The following is a 12,416-nucleotide window of genomic DNA, read 5'->3' as shown; positions in this document are numbered from 1 at the left end:
TATATGAAAAAACCAGAGATTTTAGCACCGGCAGGAAGTCTAGAAAGATTAAAGATAGCAATAGATTTTGGAGCAGATGCTATATATATAGGCGGAGGCAGATTAAACTTAAGAGCTTTTTCTGATAATTTTACAAATGAAGAAATGGCTGAAGGTATAAAATACTGTCATGATAGAGGAAAAAAACTATATGTAACTATGAATGTTTTCCCAAGAAATCACGATTTAAAAGGTGTGGAAGATTATATAAAAGGATTATATGATTTAGGAGTAGATGCAATTATAGTTGCAGATCCATCAATAGTAGCTGCAGCTAAAGAAGCAGCTCCAGAATTAGAAATACATTTAAGTACCCAAGCTAATATAACAAATTGGAGAGCAACTAAGTTTTGGTATGAGCAAGGTGTAAAAAGAATAGTTTTAGCAAGAGAACTTACATTAAAAGAAATAACAGAAATTAATGAAAATACACCTGAAGGATGTGAACTTGAAGTATTTGTACATGGTTCTATGTGTGTAGCATATTCTGGAAGATGCTTAATATCAAATTATATGCTAGGTAGAGATGCAAATAAAGGAATTTGTTCAAATGCTTGTAGATATAAGTATTATATAGTTGAGGAAACAAGACCAGGTGAGTATTATCCTATAATAGAGGATGATAATGGAACGTATATAATGAATTCGAAGGATTTATGCATGATAGAGCATATTCCTGAAATTGTAAAAAGTGGAGTTCATTCTTTAAAAATAGAAGGAAGAATGAAAAATGAATTTTATGTTGCTTCAACAGTAAAAGCTTATAGAGAAGCCGTTGATGCGTACTGTGATAATCCAGAAGGATATGAATTTAAACAAGAATGGTTAGATACAGTATTAAAAATAAGCCATAGACAATATCATACAGGTTTCTTCTTTGGAAAAATGGGAGAACAAACATATGATGTATCTTCATATGTAAGGGATTATGATATTGTTGGTATAGTTCAAAGCTACGATGAAGAAACTAAGGAAGCGACTATTCTTCAAAAAAATAGAGTTTTCCAAGGTGATGAAGTAGAAGTTTTAAGAGCGCATACGCCATACTTTAATGTTAAGCTTAATGAAATGTTTGATGTGGAGAAGAAACAAAAAACAGATGTGGCTAATAGGGCACATATGATATTCAAAGTTAAAGTGGATACTCCATTAAAAGAAAATGATATGCTAATAAAAGGAAAGAAAGTTTTAGAGCTTTAAACATAAGAAGGAGGAACTATAATGAAAAAGCCAATACTAATTGGAATAACTGGTGGAACTGGATCAGGTAAAAGTAGTATTGCAGATGCTATATATTCAAGCTTTTCTAATGAATGCATTGCCATGATACAGCAAGATATGTACTATAAAGACCAAAGTCATTTGTCTATGGAGGAAAGAGTAAAAACTAATTATGATCATCCAAAGGCCTTTGATAATGATCTATTAATTAAGCATTTAGAAGATTTGATGAATGGAAAAGCAATTGAAAAGCCAATTTATGATTTTTCATGTCATAATAGGGCGAAAGAAACGGTAAGAATAGAACCTAAGAATATAATAATAGTTGAAGGTATCTTAGTTCTTGAAGATGAAAGACTTAGAAATCTATTAGATATTAAAGTTTATGTAGATACAGATGCTGATATAAGAATATTAAGAAGGTTAGTTAGAGATATAAATGAAAGAGGTAGAACTGTAGATTCAGTAGTAGCTCAATATTTAGAAGTAGTAAGACCTATGCATTTACAGTTTACTGAACCAACTAAAAGATATGCAGATATTATAGTTCCAGAGGGCGGACAGAATAAAGTTGCAATAGATATACTTGTAACTAAAATTAAAGATATTTTAAAATAAAAAAATTGTATAAAAAACACTTCTCTAGGCTAGAATTTAGGCCAGGGAGGTGTTTTTTTGATTAAAAAAAAGAAAATTAGCATTAATAGAATTATGGTTATGAGTAGTTTTTATGGAATTATTGTTATTGCTTTAATAGTAAGATTATATTTTCTTCAAGTTCATCCATCTTTAATAGTTGAAGGAGAAATAGAAAATTATCAAGCTGAAAACTTATCCCAGATGAATTATAGAGTTTTTGATACTAATGGTAAAGATTTAATGAGCTATAATAAAAAGTATATTGTTGTATTAGATACAAAACCATTTATGCTTAATAATTATGAAGAAACATTAGAGGACTTAATGGCTTTAAATTTCATTATGAAGTCTGAAAGTCCAAATTTTAATTATTCAGAAGTCATGCAAGATGAAGGGAAAATTTACTACACAGTTAGTGAAGAAACCTATAATAAAATAAATAAATTAAAGAATGTTAAAGGTATATATACTTATATTTATGACGAAATAGATAAAAAAGAAGCTTGGAGCACTAATAATTTCTTAACAGATATTAAAGAAGATAATATAGTAGAAGATTCTTTAGAGTATAATTTAAATTCTTATATAAAGGAAAATGCCTATCCAGCAGCAAAGTTTTATTTAAATGAAAAATCTGTTTATGGGGATGGAGAATTAACTAAATCTAATAATAATAATATTAAATTAACTATTAATTCTGAATGGGAAGATAAAATAAGAGAAATTTTAAATAAAAAAGATTATTCATTTTTAAAAAATATAGGAGTAATTGTATCAGAAGCAAAAACTGGAAAAATAAGAGCTATGGTTCAAAAAGATGAATCACAAGCTAACATAAACTTAGGTATTGGTCAACTTGGATATGAACCAGGATCTATTTTTAAGGTTATTACAGAAGCTATAGCTTTAGATGAAGGTCTAGTAAGCCCTACTGATAAATTTTTATGTACTGGAGAAATATGCAGTAAAAATGGTAAATCATATGCCCATGGTATGTTGTCTGTAGAAGATGCTTTAAAGGTATCATGTAATGACGTTTTTGCTAAAGTAGGAGGAAATATAGGATATAGCAATATGATTGAATACTTAAGTAAGATGGGATTATTTAAACCGGTACTAAATTTAAAGGGGGAAAATAGAAATGAGGCTTCAGGAGTAAAGCCAACCTTTGAAAATAGTATGAATAATATATCAATAGGCCAAACTATAATGGTTACGCCTATTCAAATGGCTGGATTATATAATACTGTTGCAAATGATGGGGTATATATTAAGCCTACAATTGTAGAAGCTATAATTGATGATGATGATAATACAGTAAAGGAATTTAAGGAAGAAGAAAAAAGGATATTTAGTGAGACTGCTTCTAAGCTTACTCAAGAAACTATGTCAAAAGTAATATGGGAAGGTTCAGGCTTTGAAGCTAAGGTAGAGGGAGCTAACATAGGAGGAAAGACAGGAACTTCAACTGGAAATGGAGGAACAAATCATGGATGGTTTGCTGGATATTTTGAATTAAATGGTGAAAAGTATACAGTTGTAGTATTAGCACCTAATATTGGAGAAAAACATCCTGATGGAAGAGAACTAGGGGGTGGAAATACAGGAGCTCCTGTGTTTAGAGATATTGTAAGTGAACTTATAAAAGAATAGTATACTGGTAATATATTTAAAGAGCACTATTTGTGGTATTAAGCGCAGATGTAATTAAAAATGAATTTATTAAAAAACTCCTAATGGAGTTTTTTTCTTTAAGGTATAGAAAAGTATGAAAAGTTTATTCTAATTTTTAATTATGAAACTACTCCAGTTTTTTTATAATAATAAATTTTAAAACTAAAGCAATATTTTTAAAATTTATCATATTATATAATAAGCACTACTAGGAGGAAGTTCTGTGTTTTTTTTATCTAATATTATAGAACTGCTATGTAACTCAGTATTTTTAACTGGTTATATTACAGGCAACAATACATTCCCTAAACCACTAGATGAAGAAGAAGAGGAACGTTATTTAAAATTACTTAAGAATGGTGATAAGGAAGCAAAAAGCATATTAATAGAAAGAAATTTAAGGCTAGTAGCTCATATCGTTAAAAAATATAATTTTCCTAATAAAGATATAGATGAGTTAATATCTATAGGAACAGTTGGATTAATCAAAGCCATAGATTCTTTTGACTCTTCAAAAGGAACTAGGTTAGCTACCTATGCCTCAAGATGTATAGAAAATGAAATACTAATGCTTTTTAGAAATAATAAAAAACAAAAGAATGAAGTGTTTTTGCAAGATCCAATAGGAGTTGATAAAGAAGGAAATGAAATTTGCCTTATAGATGTTTTGAGTAGTGAAAAGGATTCTGTTTTAGAAAAGGTAGAAAGTAATCTTCAAATTAAACAATTATATAATAAAATAGGAATTTCTCTTACAGAAAGAGAAGGTGCAATTTTAAAAATGAGGTATGGGCTTATAGATGGTAGATGTAGAACACAAAGAGAAATTGCTGCTTTACTTGGAATATCTAGGTCTTATGTATCTAGAATAGAAAAGAAAGCTTTAAAAAAATTAAAGAAAGAGCTGTCAAGTAAATGAAAAATATACATTTCTTAAAAAAATTATACATTTTTAAGAAGGAAATTGGCAAATTTTATAGAATAAGTATAATGTAATAGTAGAGCAACGTGGAGGGGTAAAAATTGATTTATGTGTTAAATGAACTATTAAAAGAAACAATAAATAGAGGAGCATCAGATTTACATTTAACAGTTGGTTTAGCACCGACTATTAGAGTAAATGGTAAGTTAATAAAATTAGGAGAAGAAAAATTAACACCAAACGCCTTAAGAGAATTTGCCGAAGAAATATTAGAAGAAAAATTTAATGAGTATGATAAAATTGGGGAAATAGATACTTCCTATTCAATTTCTGGTACAGGAAGATTTAGAGTAAATATATTTAAACAAAGGAATAGTGATGCAATAGCCATTAGAGTCATAGCATTAAAAATTCCAACATTGGATGAATTAAAGCATCCTAAGGTTATAAAGAGTATAGTACAGAAGCAAAGGGGCTTAGTATTGGTTACAGGGCCTACTGGAAGCGGTAAAAGTACTACATTGGCAGCTATGATAAATGAAATAAATAATAACAGAGAGGCTCATATTATAACACTGGAAGATCCAATAGAATACTTGCATAAGCACAATAAATGTATAATAAATCAAAGAGAAATAGGAAAGGATAGCAAAAGCTATCAAAGTGCTTTAAAAGCAATTTTAAGAGAAGACCCAGATGTTATACTTGTAGGGGAGATGAGAGATTTAGAGACTATTTCAATTGCTATTACAGCTGCTGAAACAGGTCATTTAGTATTCTCCACACTACATACAATAGGTGCTGCTAAAACTATAGATAGAATAATTGATGTTTTTCCACCACATCAGCAACAACAAATAAGAGTTCAACTATCAGCAGTATTACAAGGAGTTATTTCACAACAATTAGTACCAGTAGCTAGTAATGATGGGAGAATAGCAGCTTTAGAAATAATGACTACAACTCCTGGAATTCAAAATTTAATTAGAGAAGGAAAAACATATCAAATAGAGTCTGCTATACAAACTGGTGGAAAATATGGTATGAAAACAATGGATATGGCTTTAGCAGAATTATATAAAAAAGGTATCATAACAGAGGAGACAGCATTAACATATTCTGTAGATAAGGAAACTATAAAAAGAATAATGATGCTATAAAACAGAGGAAACTCTGTTTTTTTCTTAAAAAATTACAAATTCAATAAAGGAGATTCAATATCTATGTTGAATATATGAAAAGAGAAATATTTTTTAGTTTCAGAATTTACGAATAGGAAAAAAATATAAAAAATATTTCATAAAACATAGGAAATAGTTGAGTTATTTTATACAAGATGATAAAATATAATTGAATTCTATTAAATTTAAAGAAAAAATTATGGGGAATTTTATAAAAGTAATTAAATTTTATATTATATTACATAATATTTCAACTGTTGCAATAAATTTACATATAAAACAACAAGAGAATTCAAAAAAATACATCTATCTGCTTTTAACTACAGAAACTTTCTCATTTACTTTATTAAAGTATTGTTAAAAAGGTAGAGTATGATGTAAAATTATTATATAATCAGAAATAGCGTTAATGAATTTGAAATTATTTAAATTATGAAAAGAAACAAAGTAGAAAATTACTAGTAGATATTTTCTAAAGGAGGAATTATTTTGTTAGATTTCGAAGTAGATATGCAAGAATTAACCAATATAAAGGTAATTGGTTGTGGTGGCGGTGGTGGTAACGCCGTAAATAGAATGATTGCTGAAGGGCTTAAAAACGTTGAGTTTATTGCCGTTAATACTGATAAACAAGCTTTAATGTTATCACATGCTAATGTAAAAATTCAAATTGGAGAAAAATTAACAAAGGGTCTTGGAGCTGGAGCTAATCCGGAAATTGGTAAAAAGGCTGCTGAAGAAAGTAGAGAAGAAATAGCAGAAGCAATAAAAGGAGCAAATATGGTATTTATAACTGCTGGTATGGGTGGAGGAACTGGTACTGGTGCAGCACCTATAGTTGCTGAAATTGCTAAGGCTATGAACATATTAACTGTTGGTGTTGTGACTAAACCATTCCCTTTTGAAGGTAAAAGAAGAATGAGACATGCAGAAATGGGAATTGAAAACCTTATGAAAGCTGTAGATACATTGGTTATAATTCCAAATGAGAGATTGTTAACTATGGCAGATAAGAAAACTACCCTTTTAGATTCATTTAAACTAGCTGATGATGTATTAAGACAAGGTGTACAAGCTATATCTGACCTTATTACAATTCCAGGGGTAGTAAATGCAGACTTTGCTGATATAGAAACTGTTATGCTAAATAAAGGATTAGCACATATGGGTGTTGGTCATGGAACAGGAGATAATAAAGCACAAGATGCTGTTAAACAAGCAATTTCATCACCTCTTTTAGAAACATCAATAGATGGAGCAACAGGAGTTATTATAAACTTTACAGGTGGAGTTGACTTAGGAGCTATAGAAGTATATGAAGCTGCTGATATAGTAAGAGAAGCAGCAGATCCAGATGCTAATATTATATTTGGTGCAGTTATTGATGAAACTTTAACAGATGAAATAAGAATAACTGTAATCGCAACAGGATTTGAAGAAGACAATAATAAATTATTAAATCGTGAACCTATTTTTGAAAAGAAGATAGTTAAGGAAGAGAAAGTTAATGTAAATGTTGAAGCTACAGAACCAATAAAAAGAGTAGATCCTCTTTTAGATATTGAAACTGATAGTGTAAATATTCCAAGTTTTTTAAGATCAAGAAAGTAATGAAATAAAGAGATAAAGGCCAAGAAAGTAAGTTTCTTGGTCTTTTTTTTATTTTTAAACATATTAATAATTATAGTATAACTTTGTTGGTTTTTATTTAAATACTTAAGTAACTGTAATTATATGTAATAAATTATAGATGAAAATAAAAAAAGTATTGAGTTATTATGACAAAATTTTGAAAAGAAAGAGTTTATAATTTAAATACAAAGGGGGAGAAAAGATGGTTATATACATAGATATACTTTTAATAGAAAATTTTATTGTAAATTTATTTTTATTATTAATTACATTAAAAGTCCTTAGATACAAATACTATAAGACCATTTATATAGCTGCTATTTTAGGTTCATTATATACATTAGTATTATTTATGAATAATAAAATTTTAGCATCTTTACCCTTTAAGCTTATTGTAGTTTTATTGATGCTTATTGTTAGCACTAGAAGTTTTAAAATATTGAGAATAGTGAAGTCTTCTATAACATTTATGATAATGTCCTTTACATTATGTGGATTTACCTTTGCATTTTCAATAATGGAAAACTATTATAGTATTTTTGAGGGGGTTAAAATAGAAAATTACTCCATTAAATACTTATTAATTTCAGTTATGATGCTTTATATATTTATAGTAAGGGTAAGTGATTATGTAAGGGATAGGGCATTAGTTAATAATTTTATTTATGACATAGAGATAATAAATGATAAAAAATCTATTTTTATAAAGGGGTTATTGGATACCGGAAATGCTCTTAGAGAGCCAGTTAGCAATTTACCTTGCATAATAATAGAAAGTGATTTTTTGAATAGCTTTAATATAAAAAGTAGTGATGAATTTTTAATACCTTACAGTACCATTGGGGAAGAAGGAAATTTAAAAGGCTTTAAAACTAAAGAGGTTAGAATAAGAGGTGAAGATAAAGAGTGGAAAGATGTAGAGGTAATAATTTGTAAATGTAAAAATAAATTAAGTAAAGAAAATGAGTTTAATGCATTATTATCAAGAGGAGTAATATAGTTATGATAAATATAAGGGTTTTATTAAATAGGATTTTAGAAAAACTAAAGATTTTAAAAGGCGAATTACATTATGTTGGAGGGAGCGAAGCTTTACCACCACCTTTAAAAAAAGATGAAGAAGAGGAACTGGTAGAAAAGTTAATCCATGGTGATGAATCCATAAGGGACATCCTTATAGAAAGAAACTTAAGATTAGTTGTGTATATAGCAAGGAAGTTTGAAAATACTGGAGTTGGTGTTGAAGATTTAATATCAGTGGGTACAATAGGTCTTATTAAAGCAGTAAATACCTTTAATCCAGAAAAAAAAATTAAGCTTGCTACTTATGCATCAAGATGTATTGAAAATGAAATACTAATGTATTTAAGAAGAAACAGTAAAGTAAAGGCGGAAATTTCCTTTTATGAACCTTTAAACATTGATTGGGATGGAAATGAACTTTTATTATCAGATATTTTAGGAACTGAAAATGATATAGTTTATAATATAATTGAAGATGAAATAGACAAAGAATTATTATTTTTAGCGTTAAAGCATTTAAATGATAGAGAAAAGGAAATAGTTAGGTTAAGATTTGGGTTAAATGGAGCAAGAGAAAAAACTCAAAAGGAAGTTGCAGATATGCTTGGAATATCTCAATCATATATTTCTAGATTAGAAAAAAAGATAATAAATAGATTAAAAAAAGAAATCAATAAAATGATTTAGGTTGTCTTGAGTATAAAAGATATAACTCTCGGGGATACTTTTTAATGCAGTATGTTATTACTTCATAAGGGGTTGATAAGCTTGATCATTAACAAGGTAGAAATATGTGGAGTTAATACATCCAAGTTACCTATCTTAAAGGAAAAAGAAAAAAGAGAGCTACTTTTAAGCATGAGGGATGGAGATAAAAGTGCAAGAGAAACTTTCATTAAGGGGAATTTAAGATTAGTTTTAAGTGTAATACAAAGATTTAATAATAGGGGAGAAAATGTAGATGATTTATTTCAAGTAGGCTGTATAGGGTTAATGAAAGCAATAGATAATTTTGATTTAAGTCAAAATGTAAAATTTTCTACTTACGCTGTACCTATGATAATTGGTGAAATAAGAAGATATTTAAGAGATAATAATTCCATTAGAGTAAGTAGATCCTTAAGGGATATTGCATATAAAGCTTTACTTGTAAGAGATAGATTAATAAAAGAAAATAATAAGGAACCAACGGTTTCTCAAATAGCAAAAGAATTAAATTTGCCTAGAGAAGAAGTAGTATTTGCTTTAGATGCAATTCAAGATCCAGTATCTTTGTTTGAACCTATTTATCATGATGGTGGAGATGCCATTTATGTAATGGATCAAATAAGTGATTCTAAAAATACAGATGAAAGTTGGCTTGAAAATATATCAATTAAAGAAGCTATGAAAAAGTTAAACGAAAGAGAAAAACTTATATTAACTTTAAGGTTTTTTAATGGAAGGACACAAATGGAAGTTGCTGATGAAATTGGAATATCTCAGGCCCAAGTGTCTAGGTTAGAAAAAACTGCATTAAAGCATATGAGAAAATATGTATAGAGCTCTTAAATGAGCTCTTTAAAATAATACTAAGTGTACATGCTACATAATTATAAAGGAGGATTTTTATGGGGTTTTTTGATAATATTAAAATGGATGAAGAAACACCAATAGAGGAAAATGAATTATTATTACATTCTTTAAATGCATTAAGAACTATGGAGGTAATAGATATTAAAACTGGTTCTAAAATAGGATATATAAAGGATTTTGTTATAGATATAAAAGCAAGTAAGGTAGTTTCAATATTATTACCAGGATTGCCAAAGGGATGGTTTAGCAAAGATGAAGATATAGAAATTCCATGGAATAAGGTTAAAAAAGCTGGTATAGAAGTAATATTAATAGATAGTACTGATATTGAAAACTTAAATTTGTAAATTAATATGGAAAAAACGCAAAAAAATATGTATAATTTATGTTATACATAAAATACTTAAGAAAGGCGTGAGTCAGATGAGATGTCCATTTTGTTCCTTTGAGGAAAGTAAAGTTGTAGATTCTAGATCAACAGATGATAATACAACTATAAGAAGAAGAAGAGAATGCTTAAAATGTAGTAAAAGATATACTACATATGAAAAAGTTGAAGATATTCCTATATTAGTTGTAAAGAGAGATTTAACTAGAGAAAATTTTAATAAGGAAAAAATTATAAATGGGCTAATTAGGGCTTGTCAGAAAAGACCTGTATCAAGAAAGCAAATTGAAGATTTATCAGATGATATCGAAAAAACTATTTCTAATAAAATGATTACAGAAGTAAATTCTAAGTTAATTGGAGAAATGGTTATGGAGAGATTAAAAGAAGTTGATGAAATTTCTTATGTTAGATTTGCCTCTGTATATAGAGAGTTTAAGGATATTAACACTTTTTTAGAGGAAATTAAAAATTTAGTTTCAACAAAATGATGGTTGTATTAAAAAGATTTAAGGTCGTTTTAATGCAACCTTTAATTTTTAGTAGATAATTATTAAATGTATATAACTATTAAGTTAAAAATAAGTTAAAAACAAAGATATTAAGGCAAAAGAAATAGAAATAGAAATTAATAAATGGTAAAATGTATTAAAATAAGTTAAATGAGGTGACTAAATGATAAATTTATATAAGGAAGATTTTAAAGAAAAAGAGGACTTTCTTATTTATAATTTAGGTAAAATAAATATAGTTTTTTCTACTGCAAAAAATGATAGAAGTTTTAATAGACATAAAGATTATGGAGTTAATAATTTAAATACTATAATGGAGACTTTTAAATTAAAAAATTTGGAGTATTTAAATCAAATTCATAGTGATAAAGTATATATTTATGATGGTGATAAAACTTTAATAAATGAAGAAGGCGATGCACTAATAACAAATGAAGAGGAAACTGCAATTGGAGTTTTTACAGCAGATTGTGTTCCTATAATAATAGCTGATGATAAAAATAATATTGTAGCAGCAATTCATAGTGGTTGGAGAGGAACTTTCAATTCAATAGTATTAAGAACTCTTGAAAAAATGGAAAGTAGATTTAATCTTGATAAAGATGAGGTTAAAGTTTTTATAGGTCCACATATAAGAAAGTGCTGTTATGAAGTTTCTGAAGAATTAAAGAAAGACTTTCTAGATAAAACTAAAATTGATGAAAATACTTTATTTGATAATAGAAATTTAAGTTTAGAGGAATGTATATTAAAGGATATAAGAAGTTTTGGAATAAAGGAAAATAATATATTTTCTTTAAAGTTATGTACTTATTGTGAAGATGAAGTTAAATTATATTCTTATAGAAAATCAGTAGGCACATACGGAAGACTATTTTCATTTGCTTTTATAAAATAAAGGGGGAATATCTATGTCGTCAGAAAAAATATTAGTAGTAGATGATGAGGATCATATTGTTGAGCTTATAAGCTATAATTTAATTAACTCTGGTTATAATGTTCTTACGGCTAATAATGGATTAGATGCTGTAAGATTAGCTAAGGAGGAAAATCCAGATTTGATTTTATTAGATTTAATGATTCCTGGTTTAGATGGATTTGATGTTTGTAAGGCCATAAGAAATGATAATGAAACTAAAGAAATATCAATAATAATGTTAACAGCTAAAGGAGAAGAGTTAGATAAAATATTAGGTTTGGAATTAGGTGCAGATGATTATATAACTAAGCCTTTTTCTATTAGAGAACTTTTAGCAAGAATTAAAGCAAATCTTAGAAGGGCTAAGACCTCAAATGGTAGTGAGGAAGTATATAAATCCAAGGATATTTATATAAATTTTGATAGAAGAGAAGTTGCTATATTAGATCAAAAAATAGAGTTAACCTTAAAAGAGTTTGAACTTTTAGAAATACTAGTTAAGAATAGAGGGAAAATATTAACCAGGGAAACTCTTTTGGATAAAATATGGGGGTATGAATATGTAGGTGAAACTAGAACCGTGGATGTTCATATAAGATATTTAAGGAAAAAGATAGAAGTTGACGATAAAAATCCTAGATTTATTGAAACTATAAGAGGAGTAGGATATAGATTTAATCCTAATAGTTAG

13 protein-coding genes are annotated in these 12,416 nt (G+C 27.9%); all 13 read left to right on the top strand.

Annotated elements, in window-relative coordinates; all coding sequences use genetic code 11:
- The first annotated feature begins 3 nt into the window (after positions 1–3).
- The 13 genes from BN6774_RS11960 to BN6774_RS11900 all read left to right on the top strand — a co-directional run bounded on the left by BN6774_RS11960 (position 4) and on the right by BN6774_RS11900 (position 12,416).
- On the top strand, positions 4–1,239 hold the full coding sequence (locus tag BN6774_RS11960) for a peptidase U32 family protein (RefSeq protein ID WP_066893970.1): 1,236 nt from the start codon (positions 4–6) through the stop codon (positions 1,237–1,239).
- 21 nt (positions 1,240–1,260) lie between these two features.
- Positions 1,261–1,878, top strand: a complete 618-nt coding sequence (udk, locus tag BN6774_RS11955) for a uridine kinase (RefSeq protein ID WP_066893968.1) — start codon at positions 1,261–1,263, stop codon at positions 1,876–1,878.
- A 93-nt stretch (positions 1,879–1,971) separates the two neighbouring features.
- Positions 1,972–3,552, top strand: a complete 1,581-nt coding sequence (locus BN6774_RS11950) for a penicillin-binding transpeptidase domain-containing protein (protein WP_066896645.1) — start codon at positions 1,972–1,974, stop codon at positions 3,550–3,552.
- A gap of 244 nt (positions 3,553–3,796) precedes the next feature.
- Positions 3,797–4,492, top strand: a complete 696-nt coding sequence (gene sigK / locus BN6774_RS11945; protein WP_066893966.1) for an RNA polymerase sporulation sigma factor SigK — start codon at positions 3,797–3,799, stop codon at positions 4,490–4,492.
- A gap of 107 nt (positions 4,493–4,599) precedes the next feature.
- Positions 4,600–5,655 (top strand): type IV pilus twitching motility protein PilT, encoded by a 1,056-nt coding sequence (locus BN6774_RS11940; RefSeq protein WP_066896642.1) that lies wholly within the window; start codon positions 4,600–4,602, stop codon positions 5,653–5,655.
- Positions 5,656–6,165: 510 nt separating this feature from the next.
- A complete protein-coding gene (gene ftsZ, locus BN6774_RS11935) occupies positions 6,166–7,287 on the top strand; it encodes a cell division protein FtsZ (RefSeq protein ID WP_066893963.1) in 1,122 nt (373 codons plus the stop codon).
- Between the two features lie 223 nt (positions 7,288–7,510).
- Positions 7,511–8,308 (top strand): sigma-E processing peptidase SpoIIGA, encoded by a 798-nt coding sequence (locus BN6774_RS11930; RefSeq protein WP_066893959.1) that lies wholly within the window; start codon positions 7,511–7,513, stop codon positions 8,306–8,308.
- 2 nt (positions 8,309–8,310) lie between these two features.
- On the top strand, positions 8,311–9,018 hold the full coding sequence (gene sigE / locus BN6774_RS11925; RefSeq protein ID WP_066893956.1) for an RNA polymerase sporulation sigma factor SigE: 708 nt from the start codon (positions 8,311–8,313) through the stop codon (positions 9,016–9,018).
- An 81-nt stretch (positions 9,019–9,099) separates the two neighbouring features.
- Positions 9,100–9,873 (top strand): RNA polymerase sporulation sigma factor SigG, encoded by a 774-nt coding sequence (gene sigG, locus BN6774_RS11920; protein ID WP_066893953.1) that lies wholly within the window; start codon positions 9,100–9,102, stop codon positions 9,871–9,873.
- 68 nt (positions 9,874–9,941) lie between these two features.
- Positions 9,942–10,253 carry a YlmC/YmxH family sporulation protein gene (locus BN6774_RS11915; RefSeq protein WP_084767002.1) on the top strand — a complete coding sequence of 104 codons (312 nt, stop codon included), beginning with the start codon at positions 9,942–9,944 and terminating at the stop codon, positions 10,251–10,253.
- A gap of 76 nt (positions 10,254–10,329) precedes the next feature.
- Entirely contained in the window at positions 10,330–10,785 is a 456-nt protein-coding gene (gene nrdR / locus BN6774_RS11910) for a transcriptional regulator NrdR (protein ID WP_066893950.1), read from the top strand.
- 184 nt (positions 10,786–10,969) lie between these two features.
- A complete protein-coding gene (gene pgeF, locus BN6774_RS11905; protein WP_066893947.1) occupies positions 10,970–11,704 on the top strand; it encodes a peptidoglycan editing factor PgeF in 735 nt (244 codons plus the stop codon).
- 13 nt (positions 11,705–11,717) lie between these two features.
- Positions 11,718–12,416, top strand: coding sequence for a winged helix-turn-helix domain-containing protein (locus tag BN6774_RS11900; protein ID WP_066893944.1), 699 nt, complete (start codon positions 11,718–11,720; stop codon positions 12,414–12,416).

The sequence above is a fragment of the Clostridium nigeriense genome (assembly GCF_900086595.1).
GTDB lineage: Bacteria > Bacillota > Clostridia > Clostridiales > Clostridiaceae > Clostridium > Clostridium nigeriense.
The sequence above is the reverse complement of the archived record's forward strand: the minus strand, read 5'-3'. Positions and strand labels throughout refer to the sequence as shown.